Source organism: Candidatus Eisenbacteria bacterium, assembly GCA_016930695.1.
Taxonomy (GTDB): Bacteria; Orphanbacterota; Orphanbacteria; order Orphanbacterales; family Orphanbacteraceae; genus JAFGGD01.
This window is the reverse complement of the sequence record JAFGGD010000023.1, coordinates 56,185-78,390: the sequence shown is the minus strand read 5'-3', so window position 1 is coordinate 78,390 and position 22,206 is coordinate 56,185. Positions and strand designations below refer to the sequence as shown.

Sequence of the window (22,206 nt, the reverse complement as noted above, 5' to 3'; positions counted from 1 at the left end):
TCCCGTGCTGTTAGAATGCGAGGATGCGGTTCCCGCCGAATCGGGCGGGGGCGGCGTTTTTCACCGAACCGACCGAAGACGGAGCGATGGCGGACGTGCGCTTTCCCGGAGCGATTCTTTTTCTTTTTGTGGCGGCGACCTTGGCGGTTCTCGCGCCGGCGTCCCCCTCCGTCGCGGCGTCCCGTGAGATCGAGGGGTACAAGGGATGGAACGTGGCCGAGTTCCGCATCGAGGGCGTCGACCGCGACCTGGCGGCGCGCCTCCAACGCGGCCTCTCCGTCCCTTCGCGCATCAAGCGATTCCGCGTGAATCGCCCCCTGCTCTACCCGAGCATAGTGGAGGAAGACCTCCGCCGGACCCGCCTCTTTCTGGCGCGGAACGGGTATCCCTACGCGCGGGTCGGCGCGCGCGCCGAGATCGTGGGCGGCTACCGGAACGTGCGGGTCGTCCTCACCGTCGACCCCGGCCCGGCGGCGCGCGTCGCCGCCTTCGATCTGGAGGGTTTCCCGGCGCCGCTCGACCCGATCATTCGCGAGCGCTCGCCGATCCGGGCCGGGGACGTTTTCACCGAGGACGCCCTCTCCGAAGCGACGCATACGGCCCGGGAGACACTAAAGGAGAACGGGTACGCCGACGCCGTCTTGGAGTCCTCCGTGGAGCGGGAGGGGGATGGATCGGTCCGCGTGCTCTTCCGCGCCGATCCCGGTCCCGTTTTCCATCTCGGCGGAGTCCGCGTCGAGGGGGCGTCGGAGGATCTCGTTCCTCTGGTGCGGAAAACGATCACCGTTCCACGCGGGGTGCTTTACTCGCCGGAGAGGATCCGCGAGGCCGGGGACGCGATACGCATTCTGCAGCTCTTCCGGCGGATACGCGTGGAGACGGCCCCGGCGGATGGAGACACGCTCGACCTGGTCGCGGCGTTGGCGGAGCGCCGGCACCGCACCGTCAGCGTCGATATCGGCTATTGGACCGACGATCTGCTTCGAGGCTCGGCGCGATGGGAGCACCGAAACCTGCTCCGGCGCGGGAGGGGAGGGGCGATCGGCGTCTCCGCGTCGCGCTACCGGCAGAACGCCGGCGGATCGCTCTGGTGGCCCGCGCTCTTTCTGCCCCGTCTTCGGGGCGATCTTTCGCTTTCCGCGACGAGGGAGTGGGAGGAGAGCTACGATCTGCTCAGCCTCTCCTTTCGTGTCGGCGGGACGCACAGGCCGAGCCTCCGTTCGACTTTGAGCGCCGGCGTCTCCCTCTCCCGAGTGGACGTAAACGTCACGACCGACGCGCCGGACGCCTTCGTCGAAGAGGGGGGGATTCTGGGCGCGTTCCGGTTGGAGGGAAAACGGGACGGCGGCAACGACCGGCTCGACCCGACGGCGGGAACGGTCGCCTTTTTCGCCCTCGAATGGTCGCCGCCGGGGCCGTGGACCGACAGTCCCTACGCGTCGGCCGAGGCTTCCCTCGCCGGCTACCACGCCGCCCCGGTCGGCGCCGTGCTGGCGGCGCGGGCCGGTATCGGGATCGCGCGTCCTCTGGGCGATTCGCCGGATCTTCTCCCGAACAAGCGGTTTTATTCGGGAGGGGCGAACACGATGCGCGGTTTCCGGCGCCGGAAGCTGGGTCCCCTGGACGACGAGGGCGCGCCGCTCGGCGGCGAGGCGAAGGCGGAGTTTTCCGTCGAAGCGCGGTTCCCCCTCTTCTGGCGCTTCCGGGGGGCGTTTTTCGCCGACGCCGGCCAGGTGTGGAGCCGCCGCGACGAGATCGATTGGCGCGACATGGAGGCGGCGATCGGCCCGGGCATGATGGTGAGGACACCGGTTGGTCCGATTCGCGCCGACGTCGGTTTTCGTCTGACCGACAAGGAGAAAGACCAACCGGGTTGGGTGTTCCATCTGTCCATCGGCAACCCGTACTGACCGCGCGGGGGAAGGCCCCCGCCGAGAGAGGAAGACGTGAGCGAGGTTCGTAAGGGAAGAAGGATTCTGCGGACGGCGGTTTTCGTCGCGGCGGCTTTCGTCGCGGCGGCGGTCGCGGCGGTTCTCATCCTCTCCCTCGCTCCGGCGCGAAACAAGATCCTCACGGAGACGATCCGCTGGGCGGACCGGCGGATCCCCGGTTCTCTGGACGTGCGTGAAGCGCGTTGGTCCGGTCTCGGGCGGCTCGAAGCCGGTTTCTTCTCCTGGACCGACGGCGGAGACACGCTGCTCGTCTTCGATCACCTCCGGCTGGAGGCGGACATAAGAGCGCTTCTTCATCGAGAGATATACATACGAACCATCGACGTGAAAGGTCTTCGGGCCGACCTGCCGGCGATCCGTTCCCGTGTCGGGTCCGGCGGCGGAAAGGGGGAGAAAGAGGGGGGAGCCGCTCTCCCGTCACTGCGAATCGACTCCGCCCGGTTGGATGCGCCCTTCTTGGTGGTCGCGCCCGGGCGGACGATTCTGCGGACGCGCCTGGAGGGGAGCGTGCGGCTCCTTCCGGGGAGCGCGCCGTTCGCGCGCGTCGACCGCCTCGACGCGGAGGACGGCGGCGGCGCCTGGAGCGTCGAGGGGGGGACGTTTCTTTTCGATCCCGAAACGGCGTCTCCGTCGGGAAGTGTTTTTCTCCGGTTCGGCGCGGACCGGGCGCTTCGTCTTCTCGTCGAGGGTGAGGGGGAGGATCGTTTCCTCCTTACCGCGCGGGTGGAGGAGGATTCGCGGTCGGATGGGGCGGCGCTCGATCTTCGGTGCGCGCTGGAGCGCGCCGGGGGGCGCGTCGCGGGGCTCCGTTTCGAGGGAAACCTCGACGTGCCGGAGGGTGCGGTTCCCGTTCGCGCCGGCGCCCGTCCTTTCCCTCCCGCGTCTCTCGCGATCCGCCTCCAAGGCGGGGCGGCGCTGCCGCCGGCGAAGCGGGCGCGCCTCTCCGGCGAGTGGACGCCCGGCGCGTTCCTGCGGGGAGGGGGTTTCGCCGTCCGATACGACGAAGGGACGCTCGATTTGGACAGCCTGGTGATCCGTCTCGCCGACGCGGTTCTCTCCGCGCGCGGGACGCTGCGGGAGGGGGAAATCGACGCCCGCGCGGAGGCGCGTATCCGGGGGACGGAGGGGCTCGCCATGTTCGGTTTCGGGGAGGCCCCGGGTGACGTGGAGAACCCGCGCGCCGACCTGACCGTTCGAGCGGAGGGCCCGGTCGGAGCGCCGCGACTCACGGCGGCGGCGGAGATGAGCGCCCGTTTCCGGGGAACACTTGTCGATACGCTCCGCTTCGAGGCGGAAGCGCCGGAGGGACTCCGCGCGCCGGTCACGGCGCGGCTGCGCGCCCGCGCCCTGGACCACGGGCTCGCTTTTGGTTTATCCATCGATCTTTCCGGCGACGAGGCGGAGGCGCGGGTGACCCCGATCGCCCTTTGGGCCGTGGGAGGGTCGCCGGGGGACGCCCCCGGGCGGCTCGGCGAGGGGACGATCCGGCGTGCCTCCGGCGGGGCGGGTTACGAATTCGAAAACCTCTCTCTCTTCGGCGAGCCGGGCGAGTGGTCGGTGAACGGCCGAGTCGCGCGAGAGGGTTCGGGGAGCTTCCGCGTCGAGTGGCGAGGCGGCGAGCCTCCGCCTCCCCTCCTCCGCGCCGGGGCGAAAAGGGGCCCGGCCGTCGTCGATTCGGTGCGGGCCGCCTGGCGGAGGGAGGGACCCTTCCGGGCGACGATCCGCGGGGAGATCGCGAACGAGGGGGGGAGCCCTCGGGTCGATATTGCGGGGGATCTCCGCCTGCCGGGACCGAGAACCTTCGCGGCGCTCGCTCCCGGCGCGGAAATGGGCGATTTCGGTCCGGTGGAGGGGACCATCCGCGCCTCCCTCTCCGGAGACGCCGGGGGACGCGGCTTGGACGCGAGGCTCGACCTGAGCGCGACGGCATGGCTCGACACGGCCCTGATCCGCGTGCGCGGCGAGGGGGACCGGATCGCGATCGATACGGCGCGCGTGGTCCTGGACGGTTTTCGGATGGATGGACAGGGAGTAAAGGAATCGAACGGGTGGCGGGCGCGGGCCCGCCTTGCCCTCACCGGTCCCGATTTCCCGCGACGTGTCCTTCCCGCCCTTCCGGGCGATCTCGATCTCTCTCTCGATGCGGAGGGAGAATTACGAGGAGGGGCCGGGTCGGCGGAAGGCTCGGGTTCCTTTCATGGATGGGCGAGAACCGGAACGATCGAAGCGTCGCGTTTCGACGGAATCTTCCTGCAGGACGCGGAAGGACTCTCCGCGGACCTCCGTTTCGCCGAGGGATTGCGCGCGGGCCCGGTCCGGCTCGACACTCTCCGCGCTTCGGTCCGCCTCCCCGCCGCCGGCGACAGCTCCGGCGCTCCCTCCCTTCGTCTCTCCGGCGCCGGCCCCGGCGTCGCGCTCCTCGCCTCCGGCCGTATGGAAAGCGAGGACGGGACGGTGATCGCGGCGGACTCGTTGGACCTCTTCATCGGAGGGGGCGACTTGCGCACGGTCCGGCCCTTCCGCGTCCGGATCGGACCGGAGAGGGGCCTTTTCTCGGTCGACAGTCTCGAGATGCGCGGGGGGCTCGGTTCGCTCAACGCCGTCGGGTCGCTCCGGCCGGAGCGCTCCGACCTCGCGCTGCGCGCCGATCTTCGTCTCCCTCCGAAACCGGAAGGGCTTCTCCTCTCCGACGATCTGTGGCCCGGCCGCGTTCTCCTCGACTGGAATGAGGATGGGGACGGGACGGCGGAGGGAAAACTTCAGGTAGAAGGGATCCTTTACGCCGCGCGCTCCGTCATCGCCGCGTTGGATCTGCGAGGGGATCGTTCCGGCGCCGATCTCCGCGTCGCCCTCACCGCCGAAGCCGACACCCTCTTCGCGGGGGAGGGCCGCCTACCCGTCGCCTTCGGTCCCTTCCCACCCGTCTTCGGCGGGAGGGAGGATCCGATCTCCTTCGACGGCCGTCTCCGAGGTTTCCCGGTTCCTCTCTCCGGCGGGAGGGCCGGAGAGGGAGCCCGCACCGTCGCGGTCGATGGAACGATCCACCTCCGGGGGAGTGCTCGGCTCCCGGCCGCCGGCGCGAACTTGCGGGTCACCTTCCCCGACGACGCCCGTCTCGCGAGCCACCGCCTGGACGTCGCCGCCTCCTTCGGCGGAGGCGCGGCGACGGGCGATTCGACGTCGCGCGTTTCTCTCATGGAGAGCGAGGCGGCCGATTCCGTGCCTCCGGGGGACGGCCTTCAAGCGGCGCTCCTGCTGCGCGACGGTGAGCGCGATCTTCTCCGGGGGGAGTTGGCGCTGCCCGTGACGTGGAATCCTTCGCCGCCGTCGTTCGATCGGGGCGCGGGGGAGATGAGCCTGAAGGTCCGTTCGGAGGGGCTGGAACCTTCCGATTTCAACGCGCTCCTCCCGCCGGAAATCGGCCTCTCCGGTTCCTGCGATCTCCGTCTCGAAATGCGCGGGGATCCGCGTGATCCCGCGCTGGACGGGATGTTCGCGGCGCACCGCTTCGGATTCTCGCGCATGGACGGAAGCCGCGTTGCGATCGACGGCGAGGCCCGTCTGGGAGGGACCGGGCTCGCCCCGTCGCTGGCCGGGGATTTCGAGCTGCGCGGCGGCGTCCTCCGCGTCCCGGAAGAGATTCGGGAATTGCTCCCGAGCGAGGGGGAGGCGACCCTCTGGCGGATCGAGGCGGAGGAGGCCGCAACGGAGGGTCCCCCCGAGCCGGACAAACCGGAGGGAGGCGGGGGACAGCCGCGTGCGGAGGTCGCCGCGCCGGCGCGCGCTTTCGACCTGGACGTCGGCCTCCTCATCCCTTCCGGTCTCTGGATCCGCGGCCGCGGCCTGGAGGTGGAACTCGCCGGCGAACTGCGTCTCCTTCAAAAAGGGAAGTACCCGACCGTGGTCGGCGAGCTGAGCGCGGTGCGCGGGAGCCTCCTCTTTCTCGGCAGGGCTTTCCGGGTGGAGCGCGGCACCGTCACCTTCTACGGCGAGGACGAGGCGGACCCGGCGATGGACATGGTTCTTTCCGCCAACGTGGACGGTTCGCTCATCCGCGTTCTTTTCCAGGGGACGGTCCATAAGCCCGTACTCTCACTCGAGTCGGAGCCGGAGATGAGCGAAGGGGACATCCTCTCCTTCCTCCTGTTCGGGCGATCGCTGGACCAGCTCGACCACGACCAGATGCTCCTGGTGCAGGAGCGGGCGGGGGACATGGCCGCTTTCTTCGGCGCGGCCCAGATCGGGGCGCGCCTCTCCCGCGACCTGGGCGTCGATCTGGTGAGCGTGGAGAGCGGGCGCGGGAAGAACGGCGGACGTTCGCTGGTGATCGGCAAGTACATCAGCCGGCGATTGTTGTTGAAGTATGAACAGGCCATCGAGGGGAGAAGCGCCCTCTACGTGGCCTTGGAGTATTTCCTCACCGGGCGGCTGCGCGTGGAGACCCTCTTCGGCCGACACGACCAGTCCGCCATCGGGATCGGCTGGGGGAAGGACTACTGATCCCCGGTGCGGCCGCTCCCTCAGCCGGTCCTCGCCGCGCCGATGGACCGGACCACCTCTTCGTCGAAATGCACGTCCATCTGCGGGAACGCTATGGTGATTCCCGCCTCGCGAAGCGCGTTCCAGACCGCGTGATTCAATTCGGATCGCTGCTGTTGGCGCTTCCAGGGATCGTCGATCCAGACCGAGACCTCGAACTCCACGGACGAGTCGCCGAAACGCCGCAACAGAACCCGCACGGGGCGATCCTGGATCCGCCAGGGGACCGACTCGGCCGCCCGGGTGAGCGTCTTCTCCACGAGCGCCATGTCCGATCCGTAGGTCACGCCAACCGAACAACGGAGACGGTGGAGGTTGTCCCGGAGAGTGAGGTTCTTGACGGTGGATCTCACCAGCAAGCCGTTGGGGACGATCAGGTCCTCGTCGTCCAGGGTGCGCGCCACCGTGGAGCGGATCCCCATGCGCACCACCTGGACGATCCGGTTCTCCAGCTCGACCACGTCGCCCGGCTTGATCACCCGCTCCAGCAGCAGAATGATTCCGGAGACGAAGTTCTCCATCACGTTCTGCAGAGCGAAGCCGATGCCGACGGCGAAGAGCGCGCCGGCGGCGAAGAGCGCGGTCAGGTTGACGCCGAGCGCGTTCAGGGCGAGCCCGAAGCCGAGAAGGAGGGTCAGGTAATGGACGAGCCGCGCCGGGATCGCCGCGGTCCCCTCGTCGGTCACGCCTCGGGCGCGAAAGAGACGGATCACCGCTCTCTCGAGAGCGCGGGCGAGCCAATAACCGGCCACCAGAATCACCAAAGCCAGGATGAGCGTGAAAAGGGTGATCTCGGTCCCCGAGACCCTCAGGATCGGCACGTTCAGAAACTCGCGGATTCCGGCGAGTTTGTCCGATAGGTTCATCCAGGTACCCCCTCTCGCGGTGGTGCGCCGCCGCCGCCCGTTTTGTGCGATCTTCTTCGTCAGCATAGAGGGACTCGGGTCGATCCGCCACCACGAAGGAGGGATGGCCCGGCCCGGCGCGCGCCGATCACCTTGACCGCCGCCGCGTCCCGCCCTAGCCTCGGGCCGATGGCGCCCGCGCATGCGGAGGCGCCCCCATTCCAACCCTTTTCCGCCGCCGGCCGTCTATCGGTTGAACGCGGGGCCGGGGGCGAGCCCCCGAGGGAGAGGTCCTTGACGCGAGCGGAGGATCGGCCCGCCACCGGAGAAGGGGCGGCGGAGATCGAAGAAGACCTTTCGGCGCTCGTCCGGCTCGCCCGGGAGGGGGACCGAGGAGCTTTCGAGAGGCTCTATCGCTTGCACGTCGGGCGGGTCTACGCGCTGGTCCTCCGCATGATCGCCGACCCGGTCGAGGCGGAGAGCCTCACCCAAGACGTCTTCGTTCAGGTCTGGCGGAAACTGGGTTCTTACCGGGGCACCGGTTCCTTCGGTGGGTGGCTCCGGCGGGTGACCGTGAACACGACCATCGAGAACCGTCGCGTGCGCGCGAGGCGTCTTCGGATCGAAGCGCCGGGGGAAGCGGTGGAAGATCGTCCCTCGCCGAGGCCTTCGCACGCCGGGCGGAGCGAGATCCGTATCGACCTGGAGAGGGCGCTGGCGGCGCTGCCGGAGAGGGCGCGGGAGGTGTTCGTGCTGCACGACGTGGAAGGGTATAAACACGAGGAGATCGCCGGGATGACCGGCGTGGCGGTCGGGACCGTGAAGGCCCAGCTGCACCGGGCGCGGCGCCTGCTGCGCGAAGCGCTCGGCGGAAGGTGAGGAGGCGAAGGGTGATGGACCACCGCGAGGCGGCGGCGCTGCTCGATGACTGGATCGATGGGACGCTTCATCCGGAGCGGGCGGCCGAGGTGGAGGCGCACATTTCCCGCTGCGACGCCTGCCGGGCCGAGGCGGAGGAATTGCGAAGCCTCCGGCGGGCCGCGGCCCGCCTCCCCCGCTCCATCGAACCGGGGCGGGATCTCTGGCCGGGGATCGCCGCCGCCATCGGCGGGGACGGCGATGTGACGGAGCGTCCCTCCGCGCTTCGACGCCGAAGGACAGGGCGCGCCGCGCGGCTCCTCCGTGTCGGGGCGCCTCCTGTCGCCGTGGCGGCCGCCGCTCTTCTGGTGATCCTCTTGCTGGACGGAACCCCTCCGGGCGGCGGGGAAAGGATCGCCGAGAGATCGCCGCTGACGGAAACCGCGCCGATCGACCCGGCGGTTCTTCGGATCGCCCGAGCCATCGAGGAAGAGTGCCGGTCTTCGGATCGGGAGGCGCGATACTACCTCTCCCGCCTCGGCGGCGCCGCGCCGGAGGCGGTCCTTCTCATTCAAAGGGATCTGGACGACGCCGGACGTGCGGCGGAGGAGGCGCGCGACGCATGGCTCGCCTCACCGGAGAGTCCCTTCCTGGGCCGATGCATGACCGAGGCTTACCGGATGAAGGCGGAGCTGCAAGGGGAACTGGTGCGCGTGGCGGCGCTCACCGCGGCCGCGCCGGGCGCCGGGGCGGGTGTTTCCCCGCAGGGGCGCGCCCCCCGAGCGGAGGATCGCTCCGCGCTTCGTTCGACATGACGAAACCGATGGGGCGGCGCCGTCGCCCCGAGAATCGAAAGGGAAGCGATGAAAAGGTTGACCCAAACGGCCGGATGGATCGGCGGGTTGGTCCTGCTGCTCGCGCTCTTCGCCGGCGACGCTTCGGCGGATCGCCCCGTGGACGAGACGCGCGCGCTCGACGGCGACGGCCGGCTGGAAATCGAGATTCTCTCCGGGTCCGTCCACGTGATCGGCTGGAACAAGAAAGAGGTTCGCATCGAGGGAGAGCTGGAGGACGACGTCGAGGAGCTCGAAATCGACGGCGACGCGAAGCGGTTGTCCGTCCGGGTGGTCTTGCTCGAAAACAGGCGGACCAACGAAGGGGACGCCTATCTGACGCTTCACGTCCCGGAGCGATGTGTGGTCGATTTCTCCGCGATCAGCGCCGACCTGGAGGTGCGGGATTTCCTGGGCGGGCTGATCGTCGAGAGCGTGAGCGGCGAGGTCGACGTCGAGGGGAAGATGAATGAGGCGGAGGTGGAGGCGGTCAGCGGGAACGTAAGGCTCAAAGGGAGCGGCGGGCGCTTTCGCGTGGAAACCGTCTCGGGCGACATCGAGCTGGACCGTTTCGAGGGAGGGGCGGACCTCCATTCCACGAGCGGGGATGTCCGCGTTCTGGCCGCCGGCGGGATCGATCGGTTGCGGGTCGAGACCTTGTCGGGGGACATGTTCTTCCATGGAAAATTCGCCGGGGAAGGGACGTACCGTTTCCAATCGCACAGCGGCGACGTGACCCTGGAAATCGAGGGGGACACCAAGGCGTCTTTCGACGTGCAGACCTTCAGCGGGGATATCGACAATGATTTCGGCTCCGACGGGCGCCGGACGAGCCGCTACACTTCGGGGCGCGAGCTGAACTTCACCACCGGCGGCGGCGGCGCGGACGTGCGGATCGAGACCTTCAGCGGCGACGTGAGCATCGAGAAAAACTAGGCCTCTCCTTCGATCGACGGGAAGGAAGAAGGGCGCCCCGGAACGGTCCGGAGCGCCCCTTCTCTTTTTAGAATCCCTTCTCGAACCTGTTGGCCCGTCTTTCGTTCCCTGCTATAATCCGGCCCTGGGCGTTCTATCCACTACTCTTTTTTCGTGTGGGCGGCGATGGCGGGCGTATTCGGTTTTATCGACCCAACCGGCAAGGCGCGGCCCGAAGAGACGTTGGAACGTCTCGGCGAGGCGATCCGCTTCTCCGCGCGGGAGAGAATCGATGGCCGGCATGGGGCGCGCTCCGCCCTCGGCGTCCTCCACCTCGGCCTGCTCCACCACGTGTCGCAACCGGTTCGGGACGAGGCGACCGGCGCCCGACTCGTCCTGGACGGCGAAATCACCGAGCCGGAGCGACTCGCCGCCCGCCTTCGCGGCGCCGGAGCGCGTCTCGGCGCGAACCCCTCCGAGCCGGAACTCCTGCTCCGTCTTTTTCTCGACGAAGGACCCGAATCGTTCCGCGACCTGGACGGCAGTTGGGCCGTCGCCGTTCTCCGGGAGGAGGCCGGCGAGGTCACGCTCCTCACCGATCGTTTCGGCAGCCGCCAGATCCTCTGGGCTCCGCTTCCCGGTGGGGGCGTTGCGTTCTTCCCGGACCTGAAGGGGACACTCGCCTTCGACGCCATCGAGAAGCGCCTCGACCCCCGCGCCGTGGCCGACCTGATCGCCTTCCAGTACATCTACGGCCGGCGCACGCTTCTGAGCGGCGTGGAACTGGTTCCGCCCGCGTCGATCGCCCGGTTCCGGGAGGGACGGATGGAGACGCGCGCCTACTGGTCTCTCCCCTTTCCCGAAACCTATCCGATCATCAGCGAGCGGGAATGGGTCGATGAATACGTGCGACTCATGAAGCGGGCGGTGGAGAAAAGAACGCGTAAGGCGCCGGCCACGGGGAGCACCCTCTCCGGCGGTAAGGACACACGGCTGATCGCGGCGGCTACGCCGAGGGACCTCTCGGAATTTCATACATTCACATTCGGTCTGCGCGGTTGCCATGACCGCCTTTACGGGCGCGAGGTCGCGCGCGCCGTGGGCGCCGTCCATCACGACGTGGATCTGACTCCCGAATCGGTGCTGGCGGACCTGGACCGATACATCTGGTTCACCGACGGAATGGTGAACGCCAAACACGGGCACATCTCGATCCTCTTCCCCCTCGTCCGGCGCCACGTGGACGCGCTTCTCGAGGGAGCGCCCCCCGCGTCGCTCTTCTTCTACGCCGCCGGCATTCCGGGATTTGACATACTGAATCCGGTGCGGGCAGAAGTCTTCCTGGACTACTACATGGAAGCCCGGACGGAGGTGAAACCGGAGGAGACGCGCGGCGTTCTCGCCGGCCCCTTCGCCGATGCTTTTCGGGAAGGACCGCGCGAATCGGTGCGCGCATCTCTCGGCGAAAAGGCTCCGGCTTTCCCGCCGCTCCTCAGCGCCCGCGTCGGCATACGGAACCGCCTGCCCCGCTTCACCAACACCGGCGCGCGCTACATGCGCGCCGTCATGGAGGTGCGGCAACCCTTCTGCGATTACGATCTCTTCGACTACGCCGTCACCATCCCCGGCAAGTTGTTCGTGGACCGGGAGGTGTACCACAGGCTGATCCGCCGCCACTTTCCGGAGCTGTCCCGCATCGGGTGCCAAGGCCCCGGGCTGCCCGCCGACCCGACGCTGTGGCAGCTCTTCTGGAAGTGGCGCGTGGAACGGGGGAAGCGGTGGATCGCCGGCGTCACCGGCGGCCGCGCCCGTTTCGCCCAAAGGAAGAGGACCTTCGACTACGACACCTGGCTCCGCGGCCCCTTCCGGTCCCGCGCGGAACGGGATCTCCGCGCCGACCTGCTCGGCGCCTTCGGCGTCGCCGACCCGAAGGGGGTGGCACGCCTCGCGGAAGAGCACTTCAACGGACGGATCGATCGCACCCGGGTGCTCTGGCCCCTGCTCACCCTGGAGAATTGGTTGCGCCAGTTCTTCGAAGGAGAACGTCCCGAACCGTTCGACGGATAGGATCCCCTTTTCAGACGCGGCGGGCGACCATGAGGCGGAGAGCGCCGGGCGCGGGGGCGCTCCCGATCGGATCGTTCGACTCCATCCGGAAACCGAGTTCCCCGATCAGCTTTTCGGCTTCTCCGGTGGTGATCGTCGATATGGCTTCCATGGGGCGCGCCTTCGATCGTTCGCCGAAGACCGCGTCCACCGCCATCGCCGGATCCCCGTCCGGGTAGCGGTGTGCGAGATCTTTCCCCAGGCGTTCGTGCCAAGCCGCCCGCGCCGCCGAGTCCACGCGGCCGCCGCCGTCCGTGGCGGCGAGCACGGACCCCATCCGCAACTCCGCCAGCATGTTTCGGAAAAGAATGAAACGGCGCTCCGGCTCGGCCTCGGGCGCCTCCGCCTCGTATCGTTCGAGCGCCGCGTCGACGCGCGACGGGAAATCGAAGGGTTCGGGCGGAAGGAAAAGCTCGCGCGTGGCGATCAAGCCGCCGGGGACGATGTATCGCGCCAGGATGCCGAAGAGAAGCCGCCAGTCCTCCGGGAAACGCATGAAGGTGAACGTGCCGTCGCCGATGGCGGCGTCGAAGCCGCCTTCCAGCTCTTTTCGGGGCTCGCGCCAATCGGAGACGATCCTCTCCACGCCGGACCAGTCCCGCGAGGCGAGGCGCCGCATCGCCTCGGCGGCGTCCTCGTTCCAATCGATGAGGACGACCCGCCGGGCGTTTCGACCGATCGCGAGGTCCACCAGCTCCGGCGTCGCCCCGAGGGCGAGGGTTCTCGGCCGTTCGATCTCCGCGAGCCGCCGCTCCACCGCGGCGATCTCCGCCGCGCCGGGACGGATCGGGTGTCCGAAATAGCGCCAACCCCCGAGGATCCGCTCGACCGCGCCGCCGTCCGCCGGTTTTCCTTCGCTCATGTTCCGTTTCTCCCTACCGGCCGGCTCGTTTCGTTGCGGGACGGGGGAAGCATCCCCCTTCCGGAGAGGCGCGCCGGCCGGGTCGGCGTCCCACGATCGTTTCTCACAGGTAGGCGTTCACTACGTATTGCTGAACCATTCTTTGCGTGTTAAAGAAAGAGCCGTTCAGGGCGACGGTGTGGCGCATCACGTTGATGAAGCGGTTCCGGTCGTCGTAGAACCAGGGAAGCACGGTCTTCTCCAGCTTGGCGTAGAGATCGTCCGCGTCGCGCGTCGAGTCCTGGATGTTCCCGGTGACGCCGTCCCGGCCGATGCTCCAGCCGGTGATCCCCTCGATGCAACCCTCGATCCACCAGCCGTCGAGCACGCTGAGCGAAGGAACGCCGTTCAGCGCCGCCTTCATTCCGCTCGTGCCGGACGCTTCGTTCGGCGGTTGCGGCGTGTTGAGCCAGATGTCCACGCCGGAGGTCATCAGCAGGCCGAGGGCCATGTCGTAGTTCGCCAGGTAGGCGATTTTGATTCGTCCCTTAAGCGCCTCCATTGCGCGGAAGATACGCCGGATCAGTTCCTTGCCGGTCTCGTCCTTGGGGTGTGCTTTCCCGGCGTAGACGATCTGGATCGGCCCCCGCTCGGCGACGATCCGCGCGAGACGGTCCATGTCGGAGAAGAGGAGATCGGCGCGTTTATATCCGGTGGCGCGCCGAGCGAAGCCGAGGGTGAGGTGGGCTACGTCCATCCCCACGTTGGTCTCGCGGTTGACACGTTGGAGAAGAGTCTCCTTGGCTTCGGCGTGGGCCGCCCAGAGGCGGTCGTTCGGGATCGCCAGCGCCGAGCGCAGGCTGAAGTTGTCCTCCCGCCATCCCGGGATCGACTCGTCGTACAATTTTCCGAAGGGCTCGCTCACCCAGGTTGCGGCGTGAACGCCGTTGGTGATCGCCTCCACGTGGTAGCCGGCGAACATCAGCCGGGAGAGTTCGCCGTGGCGCTTCGCCACTCCGTTCACGTAGCCGCTCAGATTGAGGGCGAGATAGGTCATGTTGAGGGCTTCGCCTTCGGCGGGGATCTTGCCCGTGTCGAATCCGTGATCCTTCACTTTGAGAACCTGGTGCATCACGTCGAGGGAAAATTCTCCCTTGAGTTCCCGGAAAATGTCGTGAGGACCGAGCAACTCCGCCACCATGTCGAGTGGAAACTGATCGTGGCCGGCGGGGACCGGCGTGTGGGTGGTGAAGACGCACATCTCACGGACCTTGTCGATGTCTTCCCGGACCAGCCGTTCGCGCCCCGCACGGCGCGCTTCCTCATCGAGCAGTTCCAACGTAAGCAGGGCCGCGTGGCCCTCGTTCATGTGAAAGCGTTGCACATTCTCGCAGCCGAGTGCGCGCAGCATCCGCACGCCGCCGATGCCGAGCACGATCTCCTGGCTGAAGCGGTAGCGGGTGTCCCCGCCGTAGAGGCGGTTGGTGAGTTCCCGGTCCTGTTCGTCGTTTTCGGGGAGATCCGTGTCGAGAAGGAAGACCGGGACCGTCGAGCCGGTCACCCCTTTCACGTCGTAACGCCAGGCCCGGACGGCGACCTGCCGCCCGCCGATGGTCACGGAAACGCGCGCCGGTGTTTCGGTGAGGAAATCCTCCACCACCCATTCCACCGGTTCCTCGGTCTGATTTCCCTCGGCGTCGAGACGCTGGTAGAGATAGCCCTTCCGATGGAGCAGCGTGACGGCCAACAGCGGTACGCCGAGGTCTGCGGCGGAGCGGATGGTGTCCCCGGCGAGCACGCCGAGGCCGCCGCTGTAGGTGGGGATGTTCGTCTTGAGCGCCAGCTCCATGGAGAAGTAGGCGATTCGGCAGTCCCGCATGATGTTCGGTCTCCTCGCCCGCCGGCGGCGGCGGGGTGGAAGGCGCGCCCGTCCCTAGGCGGATCCTCGGGGCTCCGTGTCCCCGCCGGGACGGAGATCGCTCTTCGGATCGACGGCGCGCGCGGGCCGGGATTCCCAGCCTTCGCCGGCGTGTAGGGTCCGCGTCGGGAAGGCGAAATCGATCCCTTCGCGGGTGAATCGTTCGAAAAGGGCCAGATTGATCGCCTGTTGGGTGTCCATGTAGGCGTTGTAGTCCGGCGTCAGCATGTAATAGACGATCTCGAAGTCGAGGGACGACTCGCCGAAGGCTTTAAAGTGGGCCCTGTCGAAACGGACTCCCTGCCGAGCCTCTACGATCTCCCTCACCATTCCCGGGATGGCGCGCAGCTTATCGGCCGGCGTTCCGTAGATCACGCCGAAACCGAAGAGCACCCGCCTCTCGCTCATCCGCTTGAAATTGCGAATCCGGCTCGAGAGGAGGTCGGTGTTGGAAAAGACCAGCTGCTCGCCGGAGAGGCTCCGCACGCGGGTCGTCTTGAGGCCGGTTTTCTCCACCGTGCCCATCTGCTCGCCGACGATGATGAAATCGCCGATCACGAAGGGCTTGTCCAGGGCGATGGAGAGGGACGCGAAGAGATCCGAAAGGATGTTCTGCACCGCGAGCGCCACGGCGATGCCGCCGATGCCGAGGCTGGCGATCAGCGTGGTCACCTGCACGCCCGGGATGTTGTCGAGAACGAGGAGGAGCGTGATGGAGAAAAGGATGACGCGTCCCGTGAAGCGGAGCACGCCGAGGGTGGTCGCCTCGGCGGGATCGGCGCCCCGGCGATGGCGGATCGCGAAATCGAGAATGCCGTCCGCCCAGATGGCGAGCTGAATCAGAAGGGCGATCGCCGCGATGGAGGTGATCCAGTCCGCGATCCGCTGCGGGAGGGAGAGCAGAAGGGTGGTCGCGGTAAAGGCGAGGATCGTCAGGAGGGTGTAGCGCGTGCGGGAGAGGATGCCGCCGACAAGGTCGTTCACCGGCGAGGCGGCGTCCGCGCCGCCCGCGCCGTAGTGCCGCCGGACGAGCGCTTTCACCCCTCGCAGCGCCGGCACCGTGAACAGCGCCGCGACGATTACGATCAGCCAGTCCGAAATCGAGTTTCCGAGAATGATGCGTTCCAGGTGCAGGTGCTCCATCACTCCCTCTCCCCGCCGGGTGCGTCGCTCCGCAACGGCCTCCCTAAACGAACCGTATCGCTCCGTTTCTGTCAACAGGGGAATGGGGCGGCCGGAGCACGGCGGGCAATCAGGCGGCGCGGGGAGCGGCCGCGACGAGGGTGAAGTCGTCCGCGAGCGCGCCCTCGCCGCCGCGGTGCAGAAGCACCTCCCGCTCCAGCATCTCGAGGATCTGCACGGGCGGGAGCGCGAGATTCTCCGTCACGAGCCGGGCGATCCGTTCCTCGCCGAACTCCTCGTCCCGCGAGTTGGTCGCCTCACTCGCGCCGTCGGTGAACATGACGAGCCGGTCCCCCTCGGCGAGGTCGATCCTCTCCTCCCGATAGGTGGCTTCGGGCATCACGCCGATCAGGAGCCCTCCCTCGGAGAGGAGCTCCACACCACCGCTGCTTCTCACCAATACGGGACAGTTGTGTCCCGCGTTCACGTAGACGAGGGATCTCCGCGCGGGGTCGAAAATCGCCACGAATAGGGTGATGAAGAGTTCCGGGGGCGTGTTCTCGTAGATCAACGAGTTGATCCGCGCCATGATCTCCGGCAAGCCGATCCCCACGTCTTTCATCGAGCGGAGCGACGCCTGCAGGTTGGACATGAGGAGCGCCGCGCCCACTCCCTTGCCGGCCACGTCGCCGATGGCGAGAAGGGTGCGTCCCCCGGAGAGGGAAATCACGTCGTAATAATCGCCCGCCACGTTGAGGCAGAAACGGATCCGCGCGGCGATGTGCAACCCGGGCGTCTCCGGCAGGTTGCGGGGAAGAAGCCCCTCTTGGATCCGGCGGGCCAGGCTGAGCTGTTCCTCCAGCTTCTCCTTCTCGATTTTCTGCTCCAGCAGCTCGATGTTCTCCGCGGCGAGCGCGATCTGCGCGGCGAGCGAACGGAGCAGGTCCAGCTCCTCCGGCGCGTAGTCCTCGCCGTTTCTCTTGGGGCCGAGATAGAGGAAGCCCGTCAGCCCGCTCTGCGTCGCCAGGGGAACGAGCACCGCGGCGCGGTTCTCCGCGAACCATTCGCGATGTTCATCGCGGATCTCGATGCGTTCGCTGGCGATCATCTCGTCCATCAGGACGGGATGGTCCGACGAGCGGAGCATCTCGAAAAGGTCGGGCATGTCCGGGAAGGGCTCGGAGCGATCCCCCTCCAAAACGCGGTAGAGATTCCTCTCGCGCCGGATCACGGGGCGCACCTTCTCGGCGCCCAGGCCGCGTGTGAGCTTTTCCCCCAGCTCTTCCCAGAAATTGCCGGCGTCGGTGGTCTTCTCGGCGGACTGCAGGAAATCGCGGAGGAGCGCCCGCATCCGCACCCTCTCCGGATAAAAGCGTTTCTCCAGGAAGGGGCGCAGCTTGCGCTGCGTCGGCACGTAACCGAGGGCGAGCATGAGGCCCACCACGAGGGTGGGCGCCCGGGCGTCCACGCTCAGCACGTTCAGAAGGAACTCGCCGAAGAGATACACGATGCCGAGAAACGCCGCCAGCAGGAGCGCGTTCACGAGGAGAAAACGCGTCCCCCGGCGGACCCGGGCCTCCACCTCGAGAAGCCGGTAGCGGCCGAAGGCCCAAGCGAAGGCGATCGGGATGAGAAGGATGAGCAGATAGCTCGCGTTCAGCACCGAGAGGTTGGTCGCCGTGTCCCATCCCGCTTCCAGGTTCGGGTCGATCAGGTTCGCCGTCGCCCGCCCGACGGAGAGGAGCAGGCCGGGGCCGGCGCCCCAGATCACCAGGCGGGTCTGCCGGCGGACGAGGAAGTTGTCCGCGCGGACGTGATTCCGGATCAGCAGCGCGTACCCGAGACCGATGAAGAGCAGGTTGTAAACCGGGACCGCGCCGGGGATGGGGAGGCCGATGCGCCCGGAGCGGGAGAGGGGGATCAGGACGGCGAAGAGTACGGCGGGGAGAAAGATGAGCGCGTTCGCCCGGAGGCGGTGTTTTTCGTAGAAATGGTTCGTCTCCGGAAAGAGGAGCTGTAGCTTGAGCCAGAACGCGGGCGCGAAGAGCGCGAAAAGGGAGAAGCCGACGAAAAGAGCGTCCTGTCTGGGGAGCTCGAAGGAGGCGTACGCCTCGGCCAGGATGTTCCGGTCCGTGATCATGTTGAGCGCCATGGTGTAACAGAAGAGGGCGAGTGCGCGGACCGCGCCCGAGCCGGGACGGCGGAGGAACGCCCAGAAGCCGACCAGGATCAACGCCACCGTGATCAGCACGCGGAGGAGGAAGAGGCTGATGATGCGCACCTGCAGTCCCCGCGGGATGGAGCGTGTCACCACGGTGTTCTCCAGGGTCTGTCCGTCGTGTTTGAAACGAACCGGCACCTCCCGTCCCGGGGGCGTTTCGGTGTTGAAGAAGCGGAAGTAGTTGGTGCGCGTCGCCGGGAGCCCGCCGATCGCGACGAGGGAGTCTCCGGCGGCCGGGTAGGGCGGGGCACGAAAGTCGTTCCGGTCCACCTCCGTGTACATCGCGGTCCGCTCGTCGTCGAGAATCAGAAAACTCCAGATATCGCCGGTGTGAACGAAATGGTCCAGCTTGGTGTACTCCCGGGCGAGAAACGCCCCGGTGTAGGCGAGCACCGTCGCGAAGACGATCACCATAAGAGTGCGATAAGGACCCTGTTCCATTCTTTTCCTCGGGATCGAGTTCTCTCCAATGGAGATACGAGGGAACCGGACGAATCGTAACCTCTGGGGGGGCGGCGATCCAGGGGAAACCCGCCCCGGCCGTCGTCGCGGTCCGTCTGGAGGTCGCGTCCCTTTCCTGATACATTGGACGCGTCGAAGCCCCGGAATGGAGGAATGAAAATGGCGACGAGGACGACTCGATCCCGGAAAAAGCCGATTACCTTCGCGGACATGATGGCGGTGGGACGCGTTTCCCAGCCCGCCGTTTCCCCGGACGGGCTCCGTCTCGCCTTTACGGTGAGCCGGCCCGATCCGAAGGAGAATCGGACCCGCCAATCGATCCATCTGCTCGATCTGGAAACCCGCGAAGTGCGGGAGCTGACCCCGGGCCCAGGGAACCACGGACAGCCCGCCTGGTCGCCGGACGGGCTCCGCCTCGCTTTCGTCAGCGACCGGGACAAGGAGAAAGGACGCCAGCTCTGGGTCATGCCGGCGGACGGCGGTGAAGCGCGTTGCGTGACAAGCGGTTATGGGGGCGCGTCCCAGCCTGTCTGGGCGCCGGACTCGAGGCGCGTCGCCTTCGCGCGGCGGGTGGTGGTCTCGCCGGATTGGAAGCCCGGAAAGGGGGAGAAGATCGACCCGGCCGAGGGGCCTTCCCGGGCCCGCGTCTTCGGCCTCAAGAACGAAAAGTCCTCCGCGCGGGTCGCCGACGAGCTTTTGTTTCGGCACTGGGACACCTGGCGCGACCGCCGTCGCAACCACGTGGTCGTGATCGACACCGTGACGGGGAAGATGACGGACCTCACTCCCGTCGACGCGGACGCGCCGCCGATCTCGCTCGGCTCCGAGCGAGACATCGACTGGAGCCCGGACGGGAACGAGATCGCCTATGTGATGAATCCGGATCCCGTGCCGGCCCGCTCCACGAATAACTGCGTTTTCGCCCAAACGGTGAAGGGAATCCGCGCCGTCGGGAAGGCGAGGCTCCTCTCCGATTCGAAGGCCTGCGATTGCCATCCGCGATACGCCGCCGACGGCTCGCTCCTCTTGTACCTCGGCATGAGCGTCCCCGGTTACGAGGCGGACAAGTTTCGGATCAAGGCGTACGACAGGAAGAGCGGCGAAACCCGCGTCTGGCTCGACCGCTTCGACAGGAGCCCGGACGGGTTCGAGACGATCCCGGGCGGCGGCCTCCTCTTCCAAGCCCAGGACCGCGGCCGGATCACGCTCTACAGACTCGATCTCTCCTCCGGGCGGATCCGCCAGCTCACCTTCGGAACGTACAATGGGTCCTTCCGGACCGTGCCGGGGCGGAGCGCGGTGATCGTCACCCGCGAGACGACCGCAACCCCCGCCGATTTCTGGCTCCTCACGCCCGGCGCGGGGATCAAGCCCCATCTGGCGCCCGGGCCGGCGCCGGAGGAGATCCCGGAGGACGCCGGCGCGACCGCGGAGCGCCTCACCCGCTTCGGCGACGCGCTCGCGCGCGTGGAGATGAACGAGGCGGAGGAGTTCTGGTACGCCGGGGACGGCGGGACGCCGATTCACGGTTTCCTGATCCGGCCGCCCCACCCGAAGCCGGGGAAGAAGGTCCCGCTCGTTCTGCTCATCCACGGCGGCCCGCAGGGCGCCTTCATGGACCATTTCCATTACCGGTGGAATTCGCAGATGTTCGCCGCCCGCGGCGCGGCGGTCGCCTTCCTGAACCCGAGGGGTTCCACCGGCTACGGGAAGAAGCTGACCGACCAGATCTCGGGCGATTGGGGGGGGCGCTGCTACAAGGACATCCTTCTCGGCGTCGACCATCTGCTCGCCGCTCATTCCTTCCTGGACCGAAAGCGGGTGGCCGCGGCGGGGGCGAGCTTCGGAGGGTTCATGGTCAACTGGATCCTCGGACGAACCGACCGTTTCCGGGCGCTGGTCTGCCATGACGGGATCTTTCATGCCGAGACGATGGCCTACAGCACCGAGGAGCTTTGGTTCGAGGAGCACGAGCACGGCGGCATGCCCCACGAAAACCGGCGCGGATTCCTGAAGTACAGTCCCCATTTACACGTAAAAAATTACAAGACGCCCACGCTGGTCGTGCACGGCGAGCAGGATTTCCGCTGTCCCCTTTCGGAAGGGCTCTCTCTCTTCACCGCCCTGCAGGTGATGGGCGTTCCCTCTCGGTTCCTCTGCTTCCCCGACGAAGGACACTGGGTCCAGCAGCCGGCGAACGCCGAGGTGTGGTATGAGGAGGTCGTCGGCTGGTTGATGAAGCACCTCGGCTGAGCCGGGGCGGTCGCCGCGATACGGCAAGAGGGTTGAAAAAGGCCGCCGAATGCACTATAATTCCGTTCGGCGATCGGAGATCGCCCTGATCTCGGCCCCGAGGGGGAGTTGCGCAGCGAGAACGGCATCCTGCCCGGTTTCGGCCGGGCGCCCCGAGGCGGTCGAGTTTTCATAGCCGCCGCATCCTACGGGGTGCGGCGGTTTTCGTTTTTCCGTGTCCCTCCCTCCCGGCGATCCGTTACCATCGGGCCATGGTCGATCGAATCCGTTTCAGTCGCGCCTTTTTAGTCCTTCTCGTCGTGGTGATCTCGGCGGCCTTCCTCGCCATGATCCGCTCCTTCCTGCTCACGCTCCTCCTCGCCGCGATCTTCAGCGGTCTCGCCCATCCGCTCTACAGGCGGCTGCTCGCCCTCTTCCGGGGGAGGAGAACCGCCGCGAGCCTGGTCACGCTGGCGCTGCTCGTCGCGGTGGTGGTGGTCCCCCTGATCGGGCTTCTCGGCGTGGTGGCCGGCGAGGCGATTCAGGTGAGCGAGGAGGTGAGCCCCTGGATCGGCGCCCGCTTCGAGGAGCCGGGGCTCCTCCTCCGTTATCTGGAGCGCGTGCCGGTGTTGCAACGACTCGTCCCCTACCGCGGCGAGATTTTGCAACGCGCGGCGGCGCTCGTCGGCGGCGCGGGCCAGTTTCTCTTCAACAGCCTTTCCGCCGCGACACGGGGGACGGTCTCCTTCCTCTTTCAGTTTTTCATTATGCTCTACGCCATGTTTTTCTTTCTCGTCGACGGCGGCCGTCTGCTGGACAGGATCCTGTACTACCTGCCGCTCGACGATTGCGACGAGAGGCGGATGACGGAGAAGTTCGTGAGCGTCACCCGGGCGACGCTGAAGGGGACGCTTCTGATCGGTTTGGTCCAGGGGATCCTCGCCGGCGTCGCCTTCTGGATCGCCGGCATCGACGGCCCCGTTTTCTGGGGAACGGTGATGACCTTCCTCTCCGTCATTCCCGGAGTCGGCACGGCGCTGGTCTGGCTGCCGGCGGCGCTGATCCTGATCGCCACGGACCGGATCGGATCGGGGATCTTTCTGATTCTCTTTTGCGGTCTCGTGGTCGGCAGCGCGGACAACCTGCTCCGCCCGCGGGTGGTCGGCAGGGACACGCAGATGCACGACCTGCTCATCTTCCTGGGAACCGTGGGCGGCCTGCTCTTCTTCGGCGTGCTCGGATTTATCATCGGGCCGATCCTGACCGCCCTTTTCGTGACGATATGGGAGATCTACGGTCGCGCTTTCCGGGACGAACTCGGTCACCGGGAGAGGTCGGAGACGTAGCGCGGGAGAGGGGCGC

13 protein-coding genes are annotated in these 22,206 nt (G+C 67.3%); 8 read left to right on the top strand and 5 right to left on the bottom strand.

The window, feature by feature from the left end; translation table 11 throughout:
- The first annotated feature begins 86 nt into the window (after nt 1-86).
- Nucleotides 87-1,910 (top strand): BamA/TamA family outer membrane protein, encoded by a 1,824-nt coding sequence (locus JW958_04025; protein ID MBN1825411.1) that lies wholly within the window; start codon nt 87-89, stop codon nt 1,908-1,910.
- Nucleotides 1,911-1,946: 36 nt separating this feature from the next.
- Nucleotides 1,947-6,452 (top strand): translocation/assembly module TamB, encoded by a 4,506-nt coding sequence (locus tag JW958_04020; GenBank protein ID MBN1825410.1) that lies wholly within the window; start codon nt 1,947-1,949, stop codon nt 6,450-6,452.
- A 20-nt stretch (nt 6,453-6,472) separates the two neighbouring features.
- On the opposite strand, the gene JW958_04015 is transcribed toward JW958_04020, so the two are convergent.
- A complete protein-coding gene (locus JW958_04015; GenBank protein MBN1825409.1) occupies nt 6,473-7,357 on the bottom strand; it encodes a mechanosensitive ion channel in 885 nt (294 codons plus the stop codon).
- Nucleotides 7,358-7,525: 168 nt separating this feature from the next.
- Between JW958_04015 and JW958_04010 the strand changes: the two genes are divergently transcribed.
- The 4 genes from JW958_04010 (at nt 7,526) to JW958_03995 (ending at nt 12,009) form a co-directional block, all read left to right on the top strand.
- Nucleotides 7,526-8,215, top strand: a complete 690-nt coding sequence (locus JW958_04010; protein MBN1825408.1) for a sigma-70 family RNA polymerase sigma factor — start codon at nt 7,526-7,528, stop codon at nt 8,213-8,215.
- Between the two features lie 11 nt (nt 8,216-8,226).
- Nucleotides 8,227-9,009, top strand: coding sequence for a zf-HC2 domain-containing protein (locus JW958_04005; GenBank protein ID MBN1825407.1), 783 nt, complete (start codon nt 8,227-8,229; stop codon nt 9,007-9,009).
- 48 nt (nt 9,010-9,057) lie between these two features.
- Nucleotides 9,058-9,963, top strand: coding sequence for a DUF4097 family beta strand repeat protein (locus JW958_04000; protein MBN1825406.1), 906 nt, complete (start codon nt 9,058-9,060; stop codon nt 9,961-9,963).
- 165 nt (nt 9,964-10,128) lie between these two features.
- Complete coding sequence (locus JW958_03995) at nt 10,129-12,009, top strand: hypothetical protein (GenBank protein MBN1825405.1); 1,881 nt, start codon at nt 10,129-10,131, stop codon at nt 12,007-12,009.
- 10 nt (nt 12,010-12,019) lie between these two features.
- Here the strand turns inward: JW958_03995 and JW958_03990 are convergent, their stop codons facing one another.
- The 4 genes from JW958_03990 to JW958_03975 form a co-directional block, all read right to left on the bottom strand.
- Complete coding sequence (locus JW958_03990) at nt 12,020-12,910, bottom strand: class I SAM-dependent methyltransferase (protein MBN1825404.1); 891 nt, start codon at nt 12,908-12,910, stop codon at nt 12,020-12,022.
- A 103-nt stretch (nt 12,911-13,013) separates the two neighbouring features.
- Nucleotides 13,014-14,768 carry an alpha-glucan family phosphorylase gene (gene glgP, locus JW958_03985; GenBank protein ID MBN1825403.1) on the bottom strand — a complete coding sequence of 585 codons (1,755 nt, stop codon included), beginning with the start codon at nt 14,766-14,768 and terminating at the stop codon, nt 13,014-13,016.
- 54 nt (nt 14,769-14,822) lie between these two features.
- Nucleotides 14,823-15,950 carry a mechanosensitive ion channel family protein gene (locus JW958_03980; GenBank protein ID MBN1825402.1) on the bottom strand — a complete coding sequence of 376 codons (1,128 nt, stop codon included), beginning with the start codon at nt 15,948-15,950 and terminating at the stop codon, nt 14,823-14,825.
- A gap of 109 nt (nt 15,951-16,059) precedes the next feature.
- Entirely contained in the window at nt 16,060-18,591 is a 2,532-nt protein-coding gene (locus JW958_03975; protein ID MBN1825401.1) for a SpoIIE family protein phosphatase, read from the bottom strand.
- 180 nt (nt 18,592-18,771) lie between these two features.
- On the opposite strand from JW958_03975, the gene JW958_03970 reads away from it, so the two are divergent.
- Together JW958_03970 and JW958_03965 are read left to right on the top strand one after the other, a co-directional pair.
- Nucleotides 18,772-20,865: a S9 family peptidase gene (locus JW958_03970; protein MBN1825400.1), complete on the top strand. Its 2,094-nt coding sequence runs from the start codon at nt 18,772-18,774 to the stop codon at nt 20,863-20,865.
- Nucleotides 20,866-21,116: 251 nt separating this feature from the next.
- Nucleotides 21,117-22,190: an AI-2E family transporter gene (locus JW958_03965; protein ID MBN1825399.1), complete on the top strand. Its 1,074-nt coding sequence runs from the start codon at nt 21,117-21,119 to the stop codon at nt 22,188-22,190.
- The last annotated feature ends 16 nt before the right edge of the window (nt 22,191-22,206 follow it).

Bases quoted from the DNA above. Each gene is read 5' to 3' on its own strand.
- JW958_04025 (MBN1825411.1), top strand. From the start codon at position 87: ATGGCGGACGTGCGCTTTCCCGGAGCGATTCTTTTTCTTTTTGTGGCG.
- JW958_04015 (MBN1825409.1), bottom strand. From the start codon at position 7,357: ATGAACCTATCGGACAAACTCGCCGGAATCCGCGAGTTTCTGAACGTG.
- JW958_04010 (MBN1825408.1), top strand. From the start codon at position 7,526: ATGGCGCCCGCGCATGCGGAGGCGCCCCCATTCCAACCCTTTTCCGCC.
- JW958_04000 (MBN1825406.1), top strand. From the start codon at position 9,058: ATGAAAAGGTTGACCCAAACGGCCGGATGGATCGGCGGGTTGGTCCTG.
- JW958_03995 (MBN1825405.1), top strand. From the start codon at position 10,129: ATGGCGGGCGTATTCGGTTTTATCGACCCAACCGGCAAGGCGCGGCCC.
- JW958_03990 (MBN1825404.1), bottom strand. From the start codon at position 12,910: ATGAGCGAAGGAAAACCGGCGGACGGCGGCGCGGTCGAGCGGATCCTC.
- glgP (MBN1825403.1), bottom strand. From the start codon at position 14,768: ATGCGGGACTGCCGAATCGCCTACTTCTCCATGGAGCTGGCGCTCAAG.
- JW958_03980 (MBN1825402.1), bottom strand. From the start codon at position 15,950: ATGGAGCACCTGCACCTGGAACGCATCATTCTCGGAAACTCGATTTCG.
- JW958_03975 (MBN1825401.1), bottom strand. From the start codon at position 18,591: ATGGAACAGGGTCCTTATCGCACTCTTATGGTGATCGTCTTCGCGACG.
- JW958_03970 (MBN1825400.1), top strand. From the start codon at position 18,772: ATGGCGACGAGGACGACTCGATCCCGGAAAAAGCCGATTACCTTCGCG.
- JW958_03965 (MBN1825399.1), top strand. From the start codon at position 21,117: ATGGTCGATCGAATCCGTTTCAGTCGCGCCTTTTTAGTCCTTCTCGTC.